Origin of the sequence: Micromonospora sp. NPDC049662 (genome assembly GCF_040675055.1) — a bacterium.
GTDB lineage: Bacteria > Actinomycetota > Actinomycetes > Mycobacteriales > Micromonosporaceae > Micromonospora.
Window position 1 is genome coordinate 51,922 of record NZ_JBFAOC010000032.1, and the last position, 21,430, is coordinate 73,351.

General features: G+C 73.0%; 18 protein-coding genes and 1 pseudogene. 12 read left to right on the forward strand and 7 right to left on the reverse strand.

Annotated elements, in window-relative coordinates:
• The first annotated feature begins 19 nt into the window (after nucleotides 1-19).
• The 3 genes and pseudogenes from AB0J36_RS22570 to AB0J36_RS22580 form a co-directional block, all read left to right on the forward strand.
• The gene (locus tag AB0J36_RS22570; protein ID WP_363661080.1) at nucleotides 20-730 is read left to right on the forward strand and encodes a ThuA domain-containing protein; all 711 of its coding nucleotides are present in this window, start codon (nucleotides 20-22) and stop codon (nucleotides 728-730) included.
• Entirely contained in the window at nucleotides 700-1,806 is a 1,107-nt protein-coding gene (locus AB0J36_RS22575; protein ID WP_363661081.1) for a Gfo/Idh/MocA family oxidoreductase, read from the forward strand. Before AB0J36_RS22570 ends, AB0J36_RS22575 begins: the two co-directional genes overlap by 31 nt.
• 194 nt (nucleotides 1,807-2,000) lie before the next feature.
• Nucleotides 2,001-2,315, forward strand: a pseudogene (locus tag AB0J36_RS22580) (VanZ family protein); the annotation flags it as partial.
• 63 nt (nucleotides 2,316-2,378) lie between these two features.
• Here the strand turns inward: AB0J36_RS22580 and AB0J36_RS22585 are convergent.
• Nucleotides 2,379-3,362, reverse strand: coding sequence for an NAD(P)-dependent alcohol dehydrogenase (locus AB0J36_RS22585; protein WP_363661082.1), 984 nt, complete (start codon nucleotides 3,360-3,362; stop codon nucleotides 2,379-2,381).
• A gap of 103 nt (nucleotides 3,363-3,465) precedes the next feature.
• Between AB0J36_RS22585 and AB0J36_RS22590 the strand changes: the two genes are divergently transcribed.
• From AB0J36_RS22590 to AB0J36_RS22615, 6 genes are all read left to right on the forward strand, one after another.
• Entirely contained in the window at nucleotides 3,466-4,182 is a 717-nt protein-coding gene (locus AB0J36_RS22590; protein ID WP_357125392.1) for a TetR/AcrR family transcriptional regulator C-terminal domain-containing protein, read from the forward strand.
• A 112-nt stretch (nucleotides 4,183-4,294) separates the two neighbouring features.
• Complete coding sequence (locus AB0J36_RS22595) at nucleotides 4,295-5,749, forward strand: alkaline phosphatase PhoX (RefSeq protein ID WP_357392566.1); 1,455 nt, start codon at nucleotides 4,295-4,297, stop codon at nucleotides 5,747-5,749.
• 215 nt (nucleotides 5,750-5,964) lie between these two features.
• A complete protein-coding gene (lanKC, locus tag AB0J36_RS22600) occupies nucleotides 5,965-8,541 on the forward strand; it encodes a class III lanthionine synthetase LanKC (RefSeq protein WP_357125398.1) in 2,577 nt (858 codons plus the stop codon).
• A 5-nt stretch (nucleotides 8,542-8,546) separates the two neighbouring features.
• On the forward strand, nucleotides 8,547-8,666 hold the full coding sequence (locus AB0J36_RS22605) for a SapB/AmfS family lanthipeptide (protein ID WP_013734295.1): 120 nt from the start codon (nucleotides 8,547-8,549) through the stop codon (nucleotides 8,664-8,666).
• 76 nt (nucleotides 8,667-8,742) lie between these two features.
• Nucleotides 8,743-10,470, forward strand: coding sequence for an ABC transporter ATP-binding protein (locus AB0J36_RS22610; protein WP_357392565.1), 1,728 nt, complete (start codon nucleotides 8,743-8,745; stop codon nucleotides 10,468-10,470).
• On the forward strand, nucleotides 10,467-12,224 hold the full coding sequence (locus tag AB0J36_RS22615; RefSeq protein WP_357392564.1) for an ABC transporter ATP-binding protein: 1,758 nt from the start codon (nucleotides 10,467-10,469) through the stop codon (nucleotides 12,222-12,224). Before AB0J36_RS22610 ends, AB0J36_RS22615 begins: the two co-directional genes overlap by 4 nt.
• 10 nt (nucleotides 12,225-12,234) lie before the next feature.
• On the opposite strand, the gene AB0J36_RS22620 is transcribed toward AB0J36_RS22615, so the two are convergent.
• From AB0J36_RS22620 to AB0J36_RS22630, 3 genes are all read right to left on the reverse strand, one after another.
• Entirely contained in the window at nucleotides 12,235-12,819 is a 585-nt protein-coding gene (locus AB0J36_RS22620; RefSeq protein ID WP_357125408.1) for a response regulator transcription factor, read from the reverse strand.
• 110 nt (nucleotides 12,820-12,929) lie between these two features.
• A complete protein-coding gene (locus tag AB0J36_RS22625) occupies nucleotides 12,930-13,535 on the reverse strand; it encodes a response regulator transcription factor (protein WP_357125411.1) in 606 nt (201 codons plus the stop codon).
• Nucleotides 13,536-13,738: 203 nt separating this feature from the next.
• On the reverse strand, nucleotides 13,739-14,923 hold the full coding sequence (locus AB0J36_RS22630) for a hypothetical protein (RefSeq protein ID WP_357392563.1): 1,185 nt from the start codon (nucleotides 14,921-14,923) through the stop codon (nucleotides 13,739-13,741).
• Nucleotides 14,924-14,995: 72 nt separating this feature from the next.
• On the opposite strand from AB0J36_RS22630, the gene AB0J36_RS22635 reads away from it, so the two are divergent.
• Entirely contained in the window at nucleotides 14,996-15,544 is a 549-nt protein-coding gene (locus tag AB0J36_RS22635) for a glutaredoxin domain-containing protein (protein ID WP_357392562.1), read from the forward strand.
• A 134-nt stretch (nucleotides 15,545-15,678) separates the two neighbouring features.
• Entirely contained in the window at nucleotides 15,679-17,076 is a 1,398-nt protein-coding gene (locus AB0J36_RS22640; RefSeq protein WP_357392561.1) for an acyl-CoA synthetase, read from the forward strand.
• 27 nt (nucleotides 17,077-17,103) lie between these two features.
• On the opposite strand, the gene AB0J36_RS22645 is transcribed toward AB0J36_RS22640, so the two are convergent.
• Together AB0J36_RS22645 and AB0J36_RS22650 are read right to left on the reverse strand one after the other, a co-directional pair.
• Complete coding sequence (locus AB0J36_RS22645) at nucleotides 17,104-17,676, reverse strand: TetR family transcriptional regulator (RefSeq protein WP_357125422.1); 573 nt, start codon at nucleotides 17,674-17,676, stop codon at nucleotides 17,104-17,106.
• 157 nt (nucleotides 17,677-17,833) lie between these two features.
• Entirely contained in the window at nucleotides 17,834-18,247 is a 414-nt protein-coding gene (locus AB0J36_RS22650; protein ID WP_363661083.1) for a hypothetical protein, read from the reverse strand.
• Between the two features lie 296 nt (nucleotides 18,248-18,543).
• Here AB0J36_RS22650 and AB0J36_RS22655 point away from each other — a divergent pair, with 296 nt between their 5' ends.
• Nucleotides 18,544-20,118 (forward strand): hypothetical protein, encoded by a 1,575-nt coding sequence (locus AB0J36_RS22655; RefSeq protein ID WP_357125428.1) that lies wholly within the window; start codon nucleotides 18,544-18,546, stop codon nucleotides 20,116-20,118.
• Nucleotides 20,119-20,190: 72 nt separating this feature from the next.
• On the opposite strand, the gene AB0J36_RS22660 is transcribed toward AB0J36_RS22655, so the two are convergent.
• A complete protein-coding gene (locus AB0J36_RS22660) occupies nucleotides 20,191-21,276 on the reverse strand; it encodes a hypothetical protein (protein ID WP_357125431.1) in 1,086 nt (361 codons plus the stop codon).
• Nucleotides 21,277-21,430: the final 154 nt, after the last annotated feature.

The window sequence follows — 21,430 nt, forward strand, 5'->3', positions numbered from 1 at the left end:
GACGGTGGAAGGAGCGACGGTGACGCAGCCGAGAGCACTTGTGGTCCGAGGCGGATGGGAGGGGCACCAGCCGGTCAAGGCGACCGAGTTGTTCATCCCCTTCCTCGAACGCAACGGCTACGCGGTACGGGTCGAGGAGTCGACGGAGATCTACGCCGATGTCGACGAGTTGGCCGGCACCGACCTGATCGTGCAGTGCATGACGATGTCGGAGATCACCTCGGCCCAGGTGGCCGGACTCGCCGCGGCGGTCGTCGCCGGCACGGGCTTCACCGGCTGGCACGGCGGCATGGTGGACGCGTTCCGTGCCTCGGCGGAGTACCTGCACCTGGTGGGCGGCCAGTTCGCCAACCACCCGGGCAAGGAGCCGTGCGAGCGCCACGGTGCGGAGGAGGACAACTTCCTGCCGCACACCGTGCGCGTCACCGACCTCGGCCGGGAACACCCGATCACCGCCGGCATCGAGGACTTCGACCTGGTCAGCGAGCAGTACTGGGTGCTGCACGACGACCTGATCGACGTCCTGGCCGTCACCACCCACCCCACGCGGGAGTGGCATCCGTGGCACCGGCCGGTCACCTCGCCGGCGATCTGGACCCGCCGCTGGGGCGCGGGCCGCGTCGTCGTGACAACTCCGGGCCACAACCTCGACGTGCTGGAGCACCCGTCGGTACGTACCGTCATCGAGAGGGGGATGGTGTGGGCGACCCGCACGGCGTCGGCATCGTAGGTCTCGGGGTCATCTCCCGCGCGTACCTGGACACCCTCGCGCACCACCCCGCGGTGCGGATCGCCGCGCTGGCCGACCTCGACGAGTCCCGGTCGGCCGCGGCGGCGGCCACGGTCCCCGGCAGTGCGGCGATGAGCGTCGAGCGCCTGCTCGCCCACCCGGACGTGCACACGGTGCTCAACCTGACGATCCCCGCGGCGCATGCCGACGTCTCACGCGCCGCGATCGACGCCGGCAAGAACGTGTACGTCGAGAAGCCGCTCGCCGTGACGTTCCCGGACGGCCGCTCGATCGTCGACCGCGCCGCCTCGGCGGGCGTCCACATCGGATGCGCGCCGGACACCGTCCTGGGCACGGGCACGCAGACGGCGCGTGCGGCGATCGACGACGGCCTGATCGGCCGCCCGATGTCCGCGACGGCCGTCATGGTCACGGCCGGTCACGAGCGCTGGCACCCGCACCCGGACTTCTACTACACCCCCGGCGGTGGCCCCCTGTTCGACATGGGGCCGTACTACATCTCGGCGCTCGTGCACCTGCTCGGGCCGGTCCGCGCGGTGGTCGGGGCCGCCAGCCGCCTGCGCTCCGAGCGCGTCATCGGTTCGGGCCCACGCGCTGGCGAACACATCCCGGTTCGGGTGGACACCCACGTCACCGGCGTCCTCGAACACGTCGACGGCGCGCTGTCCACCATCACCACGAGCTTCGACGGCATCGCGACGACCGCCGCGCCCATCGAGGTCCACGGGGAGACCGGCACGCTCGCCGTGCCGGACCCGAACTACTTCGACGGCGAGGTCCGCCACTTCGCGCTCGGTGGCGACGAGTGGCGTGCCCTCCAGGCGCGCGCCGGGTACGCCGAGAGCGGCCGGGGGATCGGCCTGCTCGACTTCGTCCTGGCCGACCGCCAGCGTGCGCCCCGCGCCGGTGGCGACGTCGCCCTGCACGTCCTCGAGACGATGACCGCGCTGCTGGAGTCGGCGGCGCAGGGCCGGCGGATCGAGCTGACGACGACGCCGCGCCGGCCGGTGCTCGTGCCGCTCACCCCGGCGACGCAGTGGAAGGGCGTCGGATAGCCATGCTCCGGGGCTGGCACGGCTGGTTCGGCACCTTCACCGGCGTCGCCGTCGTCACGGTGGTCGTCCTGCCGCTGGCCGCGCTGGCGGTGTGGGCCCTGGCGCGTCGTCGGCGTGCCGCCGGTGACCCGCACGCGTGGCGCAAGTCGGCGGCGGAGGTCGGCATCGTCTACGGGACGGTGCCGTGGGTGTGGATGATCCTCCTGCCGGGGTCGGCGGCCGGCGTCGTCGCCGGTCGGGTGAACCTCGTGCCGCTACGGGACCTGGTCACGATCGTCGTCGATGGTGGCCCGTCGAGGGCGACGGGCCAGATCGTCGGCAATCTGCTGGTGTTCGCGGCGCTGGGGTTCTTCGCCCCGCTGCGGTTCGCGGCGTTGACGTCGGTGCGCCGGGTTCTGCTGCTCGGGGCGGGCTGCTCGGTCCTGGTGGAGGCCGCGCAGTACGTCCTGCGGCTCGACCGGGTGTCCTCGGTGGACGACGTGCTGCTCAACGCCGCCGGTGCGGGCCTGGCCGCGCTGGCGTCGCGACGCTGGTGGACGTCCGTGCCGGCGGATGCGGTCGCGCGGCGGACGTCAGATGGTGATGACGACCTTGGCCCGCGCGTGTTCGCCCTCGACGTACCGGATGGCGTCGGGCACCTCGTGCAGCGGGTACGTCCGGTCGACGACCGGGGTGAGGCGGCCGGCCTCGACGTGGGCGCGGAGCGTGTCGAGGTGCTGCCGGCCCGGCGTCGTGGTGAGCGTGACGACGCGCTGCCGGACCAGCGGCGCGAGTAGTCGTCCGCGCGCGATCAGCCACACCGGCCCGACGAGGCTGCCGCCTCCGTACACGCCGCCGCCGGAGAGCACCAGCGTCCCGGTCGGTGTCAGCGCGCGCCGCAGGTCGGTGAGGGAGCGGTTGCCGACCAGGTCGAGCACGACGTCGTGGCGGCGTGAGCCGTCGGCGAAGTCGTCCCGGCGGTAGTCGACGACGTCGTCGGCGCCGAGGGAGCGGATCAGGTCGACGTTGCGGGTGCTGCAGACCCCGGTCACGGTCGCGCCGAGCGCCTTGCCCAGTTGCACCGCGAGGGTGCCGACGCCGCCCGAGGCGCCGTTGACGAGCAGGCGCTGACCGGGCTCGACCCGCCCGACGTCGCAGAGTCCCAGGAGCGCCGTGGTGCCGGCCAGTGGCAGGGCCGCCGCCTGCTGGGGGGTCAGGTTCGTTGGCATCTGTGCGACCTGCGTCCGGGGCACGCACGCGTACTCGGCGAACGCGCCGTTGGCGTCGCCGAGGTCGCCGAAGACCGCGTCGCCCACCCGGATGTCGCGTACGTCGGCCCCGACGGCCTCGACGCGGCCGGCGATGTCCCGACCGCGGATGCGTGCGCGGGGCCGCGACAGGCCCATCGCCAACCGCGCCATCCGGGGATCGCCGCGCATGGCGTGCCAGTCGTACGCGTTGAGCGAGGCGGCCCGCACCCGCACGAGCACGTCGTTCGGGGCGGGTGTCGGCGTGTCGACGTCGCCGAGAACGAGTGTTTCCGGGCCGCCGTACCGGTCCTGCACGATCGCCTTCATGGCCCCTCCCTGGGGTGTACGGTGTACACCAACGGTAGGTGTACGCCGTACACCTGTCAATGGTGGTTATCGTTCAACAACCGCCGGACAGGACGAGGACGAGATGGTCGAGCAGGCTGAGACGCTGCGCCGTACGCCGTTGAGCAGGGACCGCATCCTGCGGGCGGCCGTCGCGCTCGCCGACGAGACCGGCATCGAATCACTCAGCATGCGCAACCTCGCCCAGGACCTGGGCGTCGTGCCGATGGCTCTCTACAAGCACGTGGCCAACAAGGACGAACTGCTCGACGGCATGATCGACGTGGTCGTCGGCCAGATCGACCCACCCGAGCGCGACACCACCTGGAAGGACGCCATCCGCCGGCGCATCCTCTCGGCGCGGGCGGTGCTGCGCCGGCACCCCTGGGCGCCGCTGGCCATCGAGTCGCGGACCATGGCGACGCCGGCCGTCCTGGCCTACCTCGACTCGGTGGTCGGCACCCTCCGGGCCGGTGGGTTCTCCGCGAACCTCGCACACCACGTCATGCACACGATGGGCAGCCGGGTGCTGGGCTTCAGCCAGGAGCTGTTCGACGACTCCCGCCGCGCCGGTCGGTCCGGAGCGGCCAGCCCCGAACCCGCCGCGGCGATGCCGCCGGAGTTCGCCGCCCGGTTCCCACACCTGGCGGAGATCGCCACCGCGGCGTCCCACGACGACGAGTCGGTCGTGGGGCAGGGCTGCGATGACCAGTTCGAGTTCGAGTTCGCGCTCGACCTGCTGCTGGACGGCATCGAACGGCTGCACGAGCAGGGCTGGGCGTCACCGCGACGACCCCGGTGACGCCGTTTCTTCACCCCGATGTCACCGGTGGAGCCCACAGCTGACGCTTCGGTGTTCGTCGGTGCGGGTTGGCTTTCGGCCGTCGCACTGTCTTGATCAGGAGCTGATCCCCGTGCCTTCCTCCCGTCGTACCTTCCTCGCCGGCGGCGCCGCCGCCGGTGTGGGCCTCGCCGTCGCCGGTGGCCTGCCGTCCCTGGCGCAGGCCAGCCCCGCCCGACCGCACTCGCCGGGCGGGGCTGGTCGCGTTCCCTTCCCGCCGCTGGTGGACGACCCCAAGGGGATCCTGGCCCTGCCCAAGGGCTTCCGCTACACGATCGTCACCCGTACCGGCGTCACCCGCCTCGACCGTGGTCAGGGCGTGACCCCGGCGGACCACGACGGCATGGCCGTCTACGACGCCGGACGCGGCCGCTACACCCTGATCCAGAACCACGAGATCGACCCGGGCGCTGAGTTCGGCGTACCGCACGTCAAGGGCACCGTCTACGACCCGGGCGCCGTCGACGCCGGTGGCTGCACGGTGATCACGACCGATCTCGCGGGCCGCAACCTGGGCGAGTTCGTCGCCCTCTCCGGCACCATCTCCAACTGCGCCGGCGGCCCGACCCCGTGGGGCACCTGGCTGACCTGCGAGGAGACCGAGGACCGCGCCGGCGACAGGTGGGAGGAGGGCGACCGCTCCGGCGTCTACGCCAAGGACCACGGGTACGTCTTCGAGGTCTGGGCCGACGGCAGCGCTGACCCGCGGCCGATCAAGTGTCTGGGTCGCTACTCCCACGAGGCGCTGGCGATCGACCGGGACCGCACCCACGTCTACCTCTCCGAGGACGCCGACGAGCCCAACGGCCTCTTCTACCGCTGGTCCGCGCCGCGCGGCGTGAAGCTGGGCCCGGGTGTGCTGACCCGCCTCGCGCCGGACGCCGGTGTCCTCGCCGCCATGCAGATCATCATGGACGACGGTTCCGTGCTGCCGGACGTCGCCTACCTGACCTCCGCCCAGCTCGGCCGCCCGTTCCCGGTCCGGTGGATCGAGGTGCCGGACCGCGACGCGCGGCACACCTCCGTACGCGAGCAGTTCGCCGACGGTCAGGTCACCCGTGGCCGCAAGTTCGAGGGCGTCTGGAGCACCGACGAGGGCGTATACGTCGTCAACTCCTACGCCTGGGACGAGGGCGACCTGCCGGCCGACGCGGCGCCGCACGACGGCATGGTCTGGTTCTACAGCTTCAAGGACCAGACCATCCAGCTCGTGACGTACTTCCCGCACCAGGCCGCCGCCGAGGAGGGGACGCCGGTCAAGTACACCGACATCACCTTCGACGGCCCGGACAACGTGACGGTCACCCCGTGGGGGAGCCTCGTGCTCGCCGAGGACGGCAAGGGCGCCTCGCACGTGCTCAGCACCATCCCGGGCGGGCCGACGTACGCGATCGCCCGCAACCAGCTCAACGACTCGGAGTTCTGTGGCCCGACCTTCAGCGCCGACGGGAAGGTGCTGTTCGTCAACATGCAGGACCCGGGCCTGACCCTGGCGATCACCGGCCCGTGGGAGAAGTACCTGAGCTGACGACGTGCGCGACGACAGGTGGGGATCGGGCGACGGCCCGGTGCCCACCTGTCGTCTTTTCAAACCTCGGCAGTGCCTGACTATTGTCACGAGTTCGTGTGCACCTCGCATCACGGTCGGTGACTTAGCGCACTGGAGCCCACCGGGCCCCGTCGATGAGACTCGATGCAACGCCGGACGACAGCAGCCGGCCGGAATCGAGAGGCGGCGGGACAGTGGACGAACGCTACGACAGCTACTGCGCCGCGGATCGCCTGTTCTACGACTCGCTCGGCAGCGCCGTCGCGCAGCCGGTCTTTCCGGCCGCCGAGCGGGACATCCCGACCGGCTGGCGTCGTGAGCCGCTCGACGACTGGCTGATCTACGCCCCGGACGGCGGTTCGCTGCCGCAGCAGGGCTGGAAGATCCACGTGTCGGCGGGTCTGGCGAACGCCGAGCGCGTGTTGGACGCCGTCTGGGACTACTGCGTACCCCGGGGCCTGTCCTTCAAGTTCCTCCGGGGGCCCCGCACACTGCTGCTGCGCAACTCCAAGTACGCCTCCCGGGCCGCCAGCGGCAAGTTCGTCACCGTCTACCCGCGCGACGAGGCGGAGCTGGAGCTGGTCTGCAAGGAGCTCGACGAGCTGCTCACCGGCGAGTCCGGGCCGTACATCCTCAGCGACCTGCGCTATGGCGCCGGCCCGATCCACGTGCGCTACGGCGGCTTCGCCGCCCGCTACTGCCACTCGCCCGACGGTCAGGTGGTGCCGGCGATCGAGGACGACTCCGGCACGCTGGTGCCGGACCGGCGCGATCCCGTCTTCCACGTGCCGTCCTGGGTCACCCTGCCCGACTTCCTCGGCCCGCACCTCGCGGCGCGCAGCGGCACCAGCACCGACCAGGTGCCGTACCGGATCGAACGGGTGATCCACTTCTCCAACGGCGGTGGCCTGTACGTGGGCCGCGACCTGCGCACCGACACCGAGGTCGTGCTGAAGGAGGCCCGGCCGCACGCCGGCCTGGACGCCGACGGCGCCGACGCCGTCGCCCGGCTGGCCCGCGAGGCCGACGCCCTGCGGCAACTCGCCGACCTGCCGCAGGTGCCCCGGGTGCACGACGAGTTCGAGCTGGGCGAGCACCGGTTCCTCGCGCTGGAGTTCATCGAGGGTCGACCGTTGAACAAGATGCTGGTCGACAGGTATCCGCTGATCGACGCGGACGCGACGGACGAGGACCGGGCGGCGTACGCCCGCTGGGCCCGGCACGTCCACGAGCAGGTCGAGTCCCTCATCGCGGCGATCCACGAACGCGGCCTGGTCTACGGCGACCTGCACCTGTTCAACATCATGATCCGTCCGGACGACCGGGTCGCCCTCGTCGACTTCGAGGTGGCCGCGCCGATCGACGGGCACCGCCGACCGGGGCTGCGCAACCAGGGCTTCGCGGCTCCCCGCGACCGGACCGGACCGGCGGTCGACAGGTACGCCCTGGCCTGCCTGCGGTTGGCGCTGTTCCTGCCGCTGACCCAGCTGGTGCGGCTCGCCCCGGCGAAGGCGGCGCACCTGGCCGACGTCATCGCCGCGAACTTTCCAGTGCCGAGGTCCTTCCTCGACCCGGCGGTCGAGGAGATAACCGGCGGCCCGCAGGTGACGGCCGCGCACGACGCACCCGTCACCCGGGACAGGCTGGCGAGCGCCATCCTGGCCAGCGCCACCCCGACACGCGCCGACCGGCTCTTCCCCGGCGACATCGAGCAGTTCCGCAGCGGCGGCCTCAACCTCGCCCACGGGGCGGCGGGAGTGCTGTACGCGCTGCACACCAGCGGCGTCGGACGGTGGCCCGAACACGAGGACTGGCTGGTACGACGGGCGACCGCGCCCCCGTCCGGCACCCGCTGCGGCTTCTACGACGGCCTGCACGGTGTCGCCCACGCCCTCGAGAGCCTCGGCCGCCGGCAGGACGCGCTGGACGTGCTCGACATCTGCCTGCGCGAGCCGCTGGACGGACTCGACCACAGCCTGGCGAGCGGACTGTCCGGGATCGCGCTCAACCTGGCCGAGTTGGCCGCCCGTACCGGGGAGGTGTCGTTGCGCGATGCCGCGTGGCGGGCCGCCGAGCGGCTGATCGGGCAGCTGCCCGACGATCCCGGCCCGGACATCAGCGGCGGACGCCACCCGTACGCCGGGCTGCTGCGCGGCCGGACCGGACCGGCGTTGACGCTGCTGCGGCTCTACGAGCTCAGCGGCGACGAGGACCTGTTGGGGCACGCCGCCACGGCGTTGCGCCAGGATCTGCGCCGGTGCGTGCTGCGCCCGGACGGCGCCCTGGAGGTCAACGAGGGCTGGCGGACCATGCCGTACCTGGCACACGGCAGCGTCGGCATCGGACTGGTTCTCGATCAGTACCTGCGCCATCGCGACGACGACGGGTTCGCACAGGCCAGCGCGGGGATCCGCCGTGCGGCACGGTCACCGTTCTACGCGCAGACCGGGCTCTTCGCCGGTCGGGCCGGCATCATCACCTACCTCGCCGCCTCAGTTCACGACGGCGACCGCCGGGAGCTCGACGCGCAGGTGGACCGGCTGGCCTGGCACGCGCTGCCGTACCGGGAGGGGACCGCCTTCCCCGGTGAGCAGCTGCTCCGGCTCTCGATGGACTTCGGCACCGGCACCGCCGGCGTGCTGTACGCGCTGACCTGCGCGCGGGACGACAACCCGCCGGTGCTGCCCTTCCTCGCGCCCCTGCCGGGCGCGCAGAGACTCCCCCGCGACAGCGGGGGCGACCGGATCGACGAAGGAATGGAAGGGAGGTGAACGACATGGCGCTTCTGGACCTCCAGGGCCTGGAGATGGCTCCGGCCGACCGCACGGGTGGCGGTAGCCGGGCGAGCCTGCTGCTCTGCGGCGACAGCTCGCTCTCCGTCACGACCTGCAACTGATCCGTCGCACGAACGTGATCGCCCTGGGTGGGTAGACGTGCCCACCCAGGGCGACCGCGTGGCACCGGGAGGAGCGATGTCGACGTTCGACGCGGGGGACCGGTTGCTGCGGCGAACGGTCCTGGCTGGCGGCGGCTGGACCGCCGGGCTCGCGGCGGTCGCGCTCCTGGGCGCGGCCGCCGAACTGTTGCTTCCCGCGGCCCTGGGCCGCGCCGTCGACGCCGCCCTCACCGGAGGCCCGCTCTGGTGGGCGGTGGCCGCCGGCGGCCTGGTCGTCGCCCTCGTCTGCGTCGACGCCCTGACCGACCTGGCCAGCGGATTCGGCGCCGCCCGCGCCACCGCCGGACTGCGCCGCCACCTGCTGTGCCACCTGTTCGCGTTGGACGTGCGTGCCACCCGCCGGTACCCGGTGGGCGATCTCGTCGGTCGCCTGGTCGGCCAGTCCGCCGACGCGGGGCAGGCCGGCAACGCCGTGGTCCTGGCCGCCGTGGCGGTGCTGCCGCCCCTCGGCAGCGTCGTCGCGCTCGCCCTCCTGGAACCGATCCTGGGGATCACCCTGCTCGCCGGCCTCGGCCTGCTCGCCGTCCTCATGCGCGCCTTCGTGGCCGACGCCTCCGCCGCGACGGCCGGCTACCAACGGGTGCTCGGCGTCATCGCCGGCCGACTGCTGGAGTCGCTGACCGGCGCCCGGACCATCGCCGCCGCCGCCACCGTCCACCGCGAGGAGGCCCGCGTGCTGGCGGCCCTGCCGGAGCTGGGCCGGCACGGCCGACGTACCTGGGACCTGCTGGCCCGGGCGAGCGCGCGTACCGCCGCCGTGGCGCCGCTGCTGCACCTGAGCGTCGTCGCGGTCGGCGGGTACGCCCTGACGGCCGGTTGGCTCACGCCCGGTGAACTGGTCGCCGCCGTCCGGTACGCGGCCATGGGCGCCGGCCTCGGTGCGGTCCTCGCCACGCTCAACCACCTGGTGCGCAGCCGCGCCGGGGCGCACCGGGTCGCCGAACCGCTGCGACAGCCCGCCATGACGAGCGGCGACCGGCCCCTACCGCCCGGCGGCGGCGCGCTGCGACTGCGGGGCGTGCGCGTGTACGGCGATGACGGCCGGCCCATCCTGGACGGCATCGACCTGGACGTGCCGGCCGGCGCGACCGTGGCCGTCGTCGGCGCGTCCGGTGCCGGCAAGTCGACCCTCGCGGCCGTGGCGGGACGGCTGCACGACCCGGATCACGGTACGGCGCTCCTCGACGGCGTGCCGCTGCGTGACCTCGACGCGTCGGCGCTGCGCCGAGCCGTCGGCTACGCCTTCGACCAGCCGGTGCTGATCGGCGCGACGGTCCACGACGCGGTCGGCCTGGCGTTGCCGGGCGCCGTCGCGGTGCCACCGGCCGACGCGCGCCCCGCCACGCCGGCGGTTCTGCGGGCGGCCCGTCTGGCGGCGGTCGCCGACGTCATCGACCGGCTGCCCGAGGGGTACCGCACACCGCTGGTGGACGCGCCGCTCTCCGGTGGTGAGACCCAACGCCTCGGCCTGGCCCGGGCGTTCGCCGCCGAGCGGCTGCTCATCCTGGACGACGCGACGTCCAGCCTGGACACGGCGACCGAACACCGGATCACCGAAGCGATCGTCGGGCGCCCCGGCGAGCGGACCCGACTGGTGGTCACCCACCGGGCGGCGGCGGCGGCCCGCGCCGACCTGGTCGCCTGGCTGGACGGCGGTCGGCTGCGCGCGCTGGCGCCGCACCGGCGACTCTGGGCCGAGCCGGACTACCGGGCCGTGTTCGAGCCGGCCGGCGGTGGATCGTGACCCCGCTGACCGTGCGCCGGGTGACCTGGCGGGCGCTGCGGGCCCGCCGAGCTGACCTCGCCCGTCTCTGCGGGTGGTCGCTCGTCGAGGCGTTGCCGGCGCTGCTCGCCGGCCTGCTGGTCGCCCGTGCCGTGGACCACGGCTTCCTGGCCGGGCGTCTCGTCGACGGGCTGGCGTGGTTGGGGGTCCTCGCCGTGGCCGTGCTGGTCGGCGCGGCGGCGACCGGCCGGACGTACCGGAGCCTCGGCGCGGTGGTCGAGCCGTTCCGCGACGAGGTGGCCGCCCAGGTGGTGCGGGGCGCGCTCCGGGACGCCACCCGCGCGGGTGGTCGCCCGGACAGCGCGGCGATGACCCGGCTGACCCACCAGATGGAGATCGTCCGGGACACCTTCGCCGGCCTGCTGATGGTCACGCGTGGTTTCCTCTTCTCCGCTGGCGCTGCCCTGCTCGGCCTCCTCGCCCTCGCGCCGGTGGCGGCGGCGCTGGCCGCCGCGCCGCTGGTCGCCGGCCTGGCCGTGTTTCTCGCCGCTCTGCCGGCCATGGTCGCGCACCAGCGGGCGTACGTCCGCGCGGGCGAGCGGTTGGGCCAGTCGGCCGCGACGGCGCTGGCCGGTCACCGCGACGTGCTGGCCTGTGGCGCCCAGGCGCGCGTGGCGTCCGAGGTGGAGCAGCACGTGTCGGCGCAGGCCGCCGCCGAGCGCACCCTCGCCCGAATGGCGGTGATCCGTAGCCTCAGCCTCGGCATCGGCGGATGGTCACCGCTGGTGGTGCTGCTCGTGGCCACTCCGTGGCTGGTCGAGCGCGGAATGACGGCGGGCGCGGTGCTGGGGGCGCTGATCTACGTGTCCACCGGGCTGCAACCCGCCGTGCACACCCTCGTGCAGGGCCTCGGCGGCGGCGGGCTGCGCTACGCGGTCACTCTGGAGAACATCCTGCGCGTCTATCCCCACCGGCCGGCGCCCACGGGGGAGACTCCCGGCCCGCGCCGGTCGACCAGGCCGGTCGGGGGGTCACCGGCCGCCGAGGTCCGGGGACTGACCTTCCGGTACGGCCCGAGCGCCGAGCCGATCCTGCGGAACTTCTCGCTGACGCTGGCCAACGGCGATCACCTTGCCGTGGTGGGACCCAGCGGCGCGGGCAAGTCCACGCTGGCCACTCTGCTGGCCGGGCTCGTGCCACCGCAGGAGGGCACGGTCCACCTGGCCGGTGCTCCGGTCGCCGACACCGCGCCGGCCGTCCTGGCCCGGATGCGGGTGCTGCTGCCCCAGCAGGCGTACGTCTTCACCGGCACGCTGGCCGACAACCTCCGCTACCTCCGGCCCGACGCCGACGACGACACCCTGGCGGTCGCCGTCGACGAGCTGGGCGCACGCCCCCTGGCGACCCGCCTGGGTGGCCTGGACGCGCCGGTCGTACCGGCCCAGCTCTCCGCCGGTGAGCGGCAGCTCGTCGCGGCGGTCCGGGCCTGGCTCGCGCCCGCCCCGCTGGCGGTCCTGGACGAGGCGACCTGCCATCTCGACCCGGCGCTGGAGGCGACCGTCGAGGCCGCCTTCGCTCGACGGCCCGGCAGCCTCGTCGTGGTCGCCCACCGGATCAGCTCCGCCCTGCGCGCCGATCGGGTGCTGGTCCTCGACGGCGACGCGCCAACCGTGGGGACGCACGAGCAGTTGCTGACCCGCTCGGCCACCTACCGGGCGCTCGTCGGCTGCTGGGAGGAGCCGGTGACGCCGTCCCCGGCGACCCGGCCGGCCTGACCTCCGCCGGTCAGATCCAGCCCGCCTCGCCCGCCAACCGCACCGCCTCGACCCGGGTGCGCGCACCCACCTTGCGGGCGATCCGAGCGAGGTGGTTGCGGACGGTCCCACGGCTGAGCCCGAGCGACGCCGCGACCTCGGCGACCGGTGCCCCCGCCGCCGTCAGCGTCAACACCTCCCGCTCCCGCTCGGTCAGCGGGTCGTCCGAGTGCAGGGCCGCGACGACGAGGTCCGCGTCGAGGACGGGCTCCCGGCGGGCGAGCCGGCGGATCCCGTCGACGACCCGCTGGGGGGCGGCGTCGTTGCGCAGGATGCCGACCGTCCGGGACGGGCTGAGCATCCCCCGCAGTCGGCGGGCCCGGTGCGGGTGGACCAGCATCAGGATGGGGCACAGGCCCAGGCGACCGGGCACCTCCTCCTCGACCAGATCGAGGTCGGCCACCACCACGTCCGGGCGCTGGGCATGGACGGCCGCGCGGACCGCGTCGCCGCGATCCACCTCCGCCACGACACGGATGTCGTCCTCGGCGGCGAGGACGAACGACAGCGCCCCCAACACCAGGGCCCCGTCCAGAGCGAGCAGGGTACGGATCACGACGAACCTTCCCGCGCTTGCATGACGATCACTCAACGTCAATATTCAAACACGCATTCGTCGGGGCCGCACGGCGACGGGGCGGGCCCGTGACGGACCCGCCCCGATGGCTACAACCAGCCGTTGCGCCGGGCGTGCCACACCGCTTCCAACCGGTTGCGGGCCCCGATCTTGCGCAGGATCGCCGACAGGTGGTTACGCACCGTCCCGTGGGCCAGGAAGAGGCGACCGGCGATCTCCTTGAGTGGCAGACCCTCGGCGGCCATCCGCAGCACGTCCAACTCCCGGGGCGTCAACGGCATCTCCGACGGACTGAGCACCGCCACCGCGGCCGCCGGGTCGATCGCCCGCTCCCCGGCCGCGAGCGCGCGGATCGACCGCACCAACTCGACCAGCGGGCTGTCCTTGCCGACCAGGCCGCGTGCGCCGGCCGCCAGCGCCGCCTCCACGAGGGCCGGGCTCCACCGGGGGCTCATCGCCAACACGGCGGCGTGCGGCGCCTCGGCGCTGATCCGGGCGACCACCTCCACCGGGTCGGGCAGCTCCGGTGTCAGCGCCAGCACCACCACCTGCGGCCTGCACCGGCGGACCGCCGTCAACAGTTCGCCGACGCCCTCGACGTCGGCGACCACCTCCATGTCCTCCTCACGGGACAGCGCGGCGCAGAGCGCTCCGCGCAGCAAACCCATGTCCTCGGCGACAACAACGTGGATCACCGTGTTTCTCCGATCTCAGGTGCACGTCACGACGGTCACCGAACCCGGTGTGTCCACGGGTTGGCAGCGATCGTCGTACGCGAGAAGTCGGGCGGCCATGGGCCCACCACGCCGTCAGGGCGCGTGGGCGCGGGCACCATTGACCAGGCCAGCGGGGTGGGACCGACCGCGCGGGCGAGCAGCCCGGCGGTCGGCGGCCGGCTTCAGCCCGGGCGGGCGATCCCAGACGGAGTTCGGCTCTCGACGGAGAGCGGCACGAGGTGGCAGAGCGCGGCGATGCCGGGGTGTGACTGCCGGTGAGCCGGCCGGATCAGGCCCGGCGCGGGCGCCGAGCCCTCGTCGGTGCCGGCGGCGTCCTGGTCGACCGGGGTGACGGGCTGACCCGGAGGGTAGGCCGCGACGGCCGGCGGCGCCGGGCGCGCGGCGAGGTGGCCCGGTGGGGCCATGGCAGGTGGGTACGCGGCCACGGGTGTCGGCGGCGGTGTGACCGGTGCTGGCGTCGCCGCGGCGTGTATCGGCGGCAGCGCCGGAACCGGCGGCGGGGTTGGCGGGGCCGGTGCGGGCGCCGCGCCGGGCGAGGCGGCGGGCGACGCGGCGGTCGGTTCGAGCGCCGGGGGAGCGACCGGTGAACGCGGCGCGGGTACGACCACCGCGCCGAGAGCGGGCGGCAGGACGGCGTCGACGACGCGCAGCAGCGCCGGGACGACGGGCGCGATCGGCAGGGCGCGCACGACGTCGACGGCGGGCCGCAGGACCGGGGTGAGCAGGCCCGCCACGGCGGGCGAGGCGAGCGCTTCGGGCAGCTCTCGGTGATCGGGCGCGGCGGTCGCCGGCTGCCGTGCGAAATCTGCCGCCGATCGAGGTGGGCGGGCGCGGTGGGCGGAACGATGAGTCGCGCGGGCCGCGGTCGAGGAGCGCAGCCGTTCGTACCGTGTGGCGTCGGACCGGACGGAGGTGGCCGTCCGGGACGGCGGCACGGAGGTCCGCGCGGCCGCCGTCGGGCGGCGGGACGCGGTCGGGGACGGCACGTCGCGTGCGCCGACGACACCGGCTATCGCGCCGGTCAGCGGAGCGTGGCGCCCGCCACGGCGGGGGTCGTCGGCGCGTACGCCGCCGCGGGGGTCGGGGTCGGAGCGTTCGGTGATGGTGACCTGCCGGACCGGCTCCACCAGAGCGCCGAGCTGCCGATGAAGCGCGCCGCCGGAACCGCCGCGCGTGTCGTCGGCGCTGGCCGGCCCCTGGAACAGGAGGGCCAGGACGAAGCCGCCCCCGACGGCCACCGCCAACAGCGCCAGACGCCGGACGAGCCCGCGCGGTCGGTCGGCCACGACGGGCGCGGGTCGACCGGGCGCGGACGTCGGCGCGGTTCCGTTGACGGGACTTCGCACGCGGGCACTACCCCCTTGCCTCGAGACTGACCCATAGTAGCGATGCGCTTACGTATTCGCATCAGTCAATGGATGTCGGGCGCGCCCCCCGGCGGGTGCGATGGACGCCGGGCGACGCTGGGTGTCGGGCCGGTCTCCACCGGGGTGGCGCGGGCGCAGCCGGTCGTCGACGGTAGTGTCCCCAGCGTGGTGCGGCGGTGGGCCCTGACGGTGTTGACGGCGACCTTCGGCGTGCTGGTCCTGGCTTCGCAACTGGCCGCCGGGTCGCCAGTGGTCGGCGGTGTCGAGTTTCTGATCTTTCTGGTGGTGGCGTTCGGGGTGTCGCCGTGGGCCTTCCCCCGCTCGATGGGGGCCGCCGAAGCGCAGCGGGCCAGCGCGGCGGACGGGCTGCCGATCGTGTACTGGCGCCCCGGCTGCCGTTACTGCCTCCAGCTCCGCTTCTCACTTGGCCGGCTCGCTCGGCAGGCACACTGGGTCGACATATGGCACGACCCGGAGGGTGCCGCGGCCGTTCGGGCGATCACCGGCGGCAACGAGACGGTGCCCACGGTCGTGTTCGACGCTCAGGCCGTGGTGAACCCCGACCGCGGCTGGCTCCGCGAGCGGCTCCGCCGGCTCTGACCCGCCCGCCGCCGGTCGGGGGCGGACTGCTCGCACCGCCGCGACCGACGTCCGTCCGCTGCGTCGCGCTCGCCGGGTGAGCCCCGGAGATACTGACGGTCAGGTACGCGTGACATTCGGCGTAGCCTCGGTCCATGCGCCTGCTCGACGGTCTCGACCGCTCCAGCCCGACCGTCGATGATCTGATCCGCCTCGGGCCGGTGACGATGTCCGCCGAGCGCCTGCGGGAATGCGCCGCCGCGGTGGCAGACGACCTGCGCGGCGAACCGGTCGTCGCCGTGCACGCCAGCGCGACCGCCGAGACCGTGGTGGGGATGGTGGGCGCGCTGCTCGGTGGAGCCGCCGTCGTCCCGGTGCCGCCCGACTCCGGTCCTCGGGAGAGGGCGCACATCCTGCGCGATTCCGGCGCGACACTGCTGCTCGGCGGCACCGGGGACGAACCTGCGCGGATCGGTGTCCGTCGGGTCGACCTGGGCCGTACCTCGGACACCCGGCACCCGACGCCGGCCCCCGAACGCACTGCTCTGATCATGTACACGAGCGGCACCACGGGAGCGCCCAAGGGGGCGGTCCTGTCGCACCGTGCCGTCGAGGCCGGCATCGACGCGCTCGCCGACGCCTGGGCCTGGACCCCTGACGACCTCCTGGTGCACGGTCTGCCCCTGTTCCACGTCCACGGTCTCGTCCTCGGCGTGCTCGGCGCGCTGCGGGTGGGCTGCCGGCTGCACCACACCGGACGGCCGACGCCCGAGGCGTACGCCGAGGCGGGCGGCACGCTCTACTTCGGAGTGCCGACGGTGTGGTCGCGGATCTGCGCCCAGCCGACGGCCGCCGCGCGCCTCAGTTCGGCGCGGCTGCTGGTCTCCGGCAGCGCTGCCCTGCCCGCGCCGTCGTTCGAGCGGATGCGCCAGCTCACCGGTCACCAGCCGGTCGAGCGTTACGGCATGACCGAAACGTTGATCACGTTGAGCAATCGCGCCGATGACCCGCACCGTCGGCCCGGCATGGTCGGCACTCCCGTGCCGGGCGCGGAGACGCGGGTGCTCGACGAGGACGGGCGGCCGGTACCCGCCGACGGGACGGCCATCGGGGAGCTGTGGGTTCGCGGACCGATGCTCTTCGACGGTTACCTGGGCAAGCCCGACGTGACCGCCCGGCTGCTCGACGGGGACGGGTGGTTCCGCACCGGGGACATCGCGAGCGTGTCGCCCGATGGTGTGCATCGACTGGTCGGTCGTCGGTCGACCGACCTGATCAAGAGCGGTGGTTACCGGATCGGCGCTGGTGAGGTTGAGGATGCGCTGTTGGCCCACCCGGGTGTTCGCGAGGCCGCGGTCGTCGGCACGCCGAACGACGACCTCGGCCAGGAGGTCACCGCCTTCGTCGTCGCGGACCAGGTGAGCGCGGCCGAGCTCGTCGACTTCGTGGCGCGGACGCTGTCCGTCCACAAACGGCCGCGCCAGATCAGGTTTCTCGACACGCTGCCCCGAAATGCGATGGGCAAGGTGCAGAAGCACCTGCTCGCCGAGTGACGACCAGTCCCAGCCGGTCCCGGCCGTTCATCGCGATCGCGGCGCGGCGGCGTCGGTGCGGGGTTCGTCGCCCGAAGCGCCCTGGGTCACCTCCGCGCGCAGCGCGTCGAAGGCCTCGTTGATGAGGTGGCGCAGGTCGTCGGCGCCGTTGCTCTCCGCCCAGTAACGGATGGCCTCCGTGGTGGCCGCCAGCGCGGCCGCGACCAGAACCCGCAGGCGCAGCCTGTCCCGGGATCCGCTGGCGGTCGGCGCCAGCGCCTTGATGAGCAGTTGCTGGTCGGCGTCGCGTCGCTGTCCGGTGCCGGCCCGCAGCGCCGGCGTCTGGTAGACCAGTCGCATCCGGGACAGCAGCACCTCGCGTTCGCTGTCGTACAGCTGGTTGAGCCCGTGCGTGAGAGCGTGCCGGATCTTGTCGATGGCGGGCTCGTCGGCCGGACGCTCGGCGATCAGGTCGGCGATCATCGGGTCGTAGCCGTCCTCGAGTGCCGCGTCCTCCTTGGTGGGAAAGTAGCGGAAGAACGTCATGTGCGAGACGCCGCTGGCGGCGGCGATCTCCTCGACAGTGGTGGCGTCGAAACCCTTCTCCAGGAACAGCCGCATGGCATTCTGCTGAAGCTGCCGGCGCGTGCGTTCTCTCTTCTCGCGGCGCCAGTCGGATCCCGGTGCCCGGGAAGCATCGGCACTGCTCACAGGGGCCTCATTCTGCGGATTCGTCTGAATACCGTGGCAGCCTAACCGCCGCTCTGCGCGATGCCGCTCACCCGGCACCCGGCCGGTGCGGTGTCACCGATGCGAACGATTCGCGTTTCGGCAGGAGGGCCAGGCAGAGCGCGGCGCCGACCACGGCGAGTCCGAAGCAGCACCACACCGCCGACATTCCATCGACGTACGCCAGTTGGGCGGAGCGCAACAGCGCGGAACCGGTTGGTCCGAGCTTCTCGGCGACGGCGGCCGCGCCGAACACCGACTCCCTGGCCGCGTCGGCCGCTGTGGACGGGAGACCGCCGAGCGCCGGATCAAGGTCCCGCTGGTAGACGCCGGAGAGCACGCTGCCCATCGCGGCCACCGCCACGGCGCTACCGACCTGCCGCAACGTGTTGACCACCGCCGAGCCGCTGCCGGCGTCGTCGTCACCAACCGAACCGACCGCCGCCTCCAGGGAGGTGGCCATCACGGCGCCGACGCCGAACCCGCAGCCGGCGAGGCCGATCGCCAGCGACCCGTACCCGCTGGCATCGGCTACGACCCCTTAAAGTTAGCGACTAACATGCTAGAGGATAACCTTTCGGCGTGACGGAGGCAAGGGGCCGTCATGCGCACTCCTGCGTCGAACGTAGGACTTCTTCGCATAAGTCCGGTTGATGTGAGTTCGACTCGGCTACGTTCCCCGTGGGAGCGACAACCGATTTGTCGCTGTCTGCGCCGACTGTGGCGTGCAGAGACACGGTGTACGGAGAAGGGCCAGATATGTCCAACCATCGACACCCGAACGTCAGCGATGCGGCGGCAGACCAGCCACGTCCGGCCAAGAGGCGCCGGGCCCGCTGGCTCGTCGCCGGGGTGGCCGGACTGACCGGGGTCGCCGGTCTGGCGGCCGTCGGCGTGCCCGGAGGCCTGACCGGAGCGCTCGGAGCGGGCGGAGGACTGCTCGGGAAACAGGTCCTCGCCGGCAGCAGCCGGGCGGCGGACGACGACAGCGGCAAGCACGATCCGGGCGGTCGCGACAAGGAGCACGGGGGCGACAAGGAGCGCGGGGACGACGACTGGAGCGGTGGCGGCCGGGACGCCTGGGACGTGCCGTGCGGCGCCAACGAGCTGATCGCGGCGATCGTCCGCGCGAACGCCGGCAACGGGGCGAAGCTCCGGCTCGCCAAGGGGTGCACCTACACCCTCAACGCGTCCGCGCCCCAGCCGCCCGTGCCGTTCGGCCCCGTCGGACTTCCCATCGTCACCCAGCCGATCACGATCGACGGCAACGGTTCCACGATCGTCCGGGCGGCCGCCGCGACGCCGTTCCGGATCCTCGAGGTGGGGGCCGGCGGTGACCTGAAACTGCGCGACGCCACCATCAAGGGCGGCGACGACACCAGCGGGATCGGCGGTGGCGGTGGTGGCATCCGCGTCGACGTCGGCGGTCGGGCCACCCTGGAGAACATCGACGTCGTCTTCAACCACTCCAACGGCACCGGCGGTGGGATCGCCAACTTCGGCGACACCAGGATCCTCGGCCGCGGCGACCACGGTGGCAATGACAAGGACGGCAAGGACGGCAAGGACCGGGAGCGGTACGGCGACGACGAGAGCCGGATCAGCGACAACGGCGCGTTGTTCGACGGCGGTGGCGTCTACAACAACGGCAACCTCACGGTGCGGAACACCAGGCTCAGCGACAACAGCACGATCGGGACCGTCGTCATCCTGCCGATCGGCGGCGCGGGCGGCGGCCTGTCGAACTCCAGCGTCGCCGTGCTCGACGACGTCCGCGTGCACCACAACAGCGCCGGCTTCCGCGGCGGTGGCATCCGCACCGGGATCAACGGCACCACCACGGCCAGGAATATCGAGGTCACCGAGAACACGGCCGGTAGCGAGGGCGGCGGCATCTTCACCGACGGCACCTTCCAGCTCCAGCACGGCAAGATCGTTCGTAATGACGCCGGCCAACGCGGCGGCGGTGTGTTCAACCAGATCGGCCAGTTCGTGGCCGAGGACAGCCAGATCAGTGAGAACGCCGCCAGCACGAGAAGCACCATCGAGAACGGCGGCGGCGTCTACAACGGCAGCGGTGTGGTCGTGCTGCGGCGCACCCTCGTCAGCCGCAACAAGGCGTTCGGCACGAACTCGCGCGGCGGCGGAATCTACAACAACGCCACCCTCACCCTCACCCAGACCAAGGTGACGGAGAACGTCTCCGTCGTGGCGCCGGGCGGGGTGTTCAACGACGGTGGTCAGGTCACCGTGGACGACAAGTCGGCCATCAGCGGCAACCGACCCACCAACTGCACGCCCAGCGCACCACCCGTACCCAACTGCTTCGGCTGACCACCGCGGCACCTGGTCCCGCCCACGGTCCGATCACCAGATCGAACCGTGGGCGGGACTTGCCGCGTGCGGTCAGAGCCGGGAGGTGAAGGTGGCCAGGAAGCGGTGCGGGGTGACGACGCCGGCGTTGTCGAAGCAGATCACGTCGACGTCGGCGTTGGTGGTGTACGTCCACGGTTGGGTCAGGTGGCAGTAGTTGTTGCCGGCGCCCTGCGCCACCACCTGCGCGTGCGTCTCCTTGAGACCGATCTGCGGAAACGTCGCGAGGTAGCGGCCGGCGGGCGCGATCGCCGCGACGGTGTTCGCACCGACGCCGAGCACCGAGTTGTCGTTGGTGGGCCCGCCCACGGCGGTACCCAGGTAACCGAAGTACGACGGCGGGCCGAGGGAGCCGATCACCGGCCGGCGACGGTGGTACGAGAGGACGAAGTCGGTGTTGACGGCGGCCCCGGCCTGGTCGTAACAGAACACGTAGACCTGCACCCCGGTCCCGACCGCGCTCCAGGAGTTGACCTTGCAGCGGCGGGGTCCGGCGTTCGGCTGTACGGCGGTGACCTGCACGTCACCGGCGAGCACGCCGGCCAGTCCGACAGCGGGCAGCCGTACCAGGTACTGCCCGACGCCCACCGGCCCGGCGGTGTTCACCGCGCCCGTCGAGTTGTACGACTGCGCCAGCACGCCGCTGGTCCACTGCACGTACGCGTGGGAGGTGCCGGCCGCCACGACGCCCGAGCTGGTCGTCCAGAGCACGGTGAACGGGGTGTCCTCGCGGGTGCCGCCGGGCCGGTGGCACTGCACGTCGACGATCTCGTCGGTGCCGGACTGGAACCAGCGGACCACCTCGCAGTAGTGCCCGGTCCGGTTCACCGGCGTCACGTGGGGCACGCCCCGCGCGCCGGCGCCCACCTGCGGGAAGCGCACCTGGAAGCGACCGGGCGCGAGCTTGACGCCGTCGGCCCAGGCGGCCGGGAACGCCGTCTTCCAGCTACCCCACTGCCGGCTGGTGTCCAGCACGGTCCAGACCGCCACGGTGGGGTCCTTGACGTACGCGAAGCCCCAGCGGTCGGCGGTGGCGGCGGCGGCCGGCGCCGGTGGTGCGAGCGCGCTGGCGGCCAGGACGGCGGCCAGCGCGGCGGTGACGAACGTTCGGAGACGCATGGTTCCTCCACTCGACAGGGACGTGTCGGGGAGGAGTGTGCTTTGCGTGATGACCTGGTCACAGTCGGCTACCGCACGCTTTGGTGTCGGGTGTCGGCCAACGAGAGGCGGGGGGGGGGGCGGGGGCGGGCGGGGGGGGGGGGGCCCCCCCCCC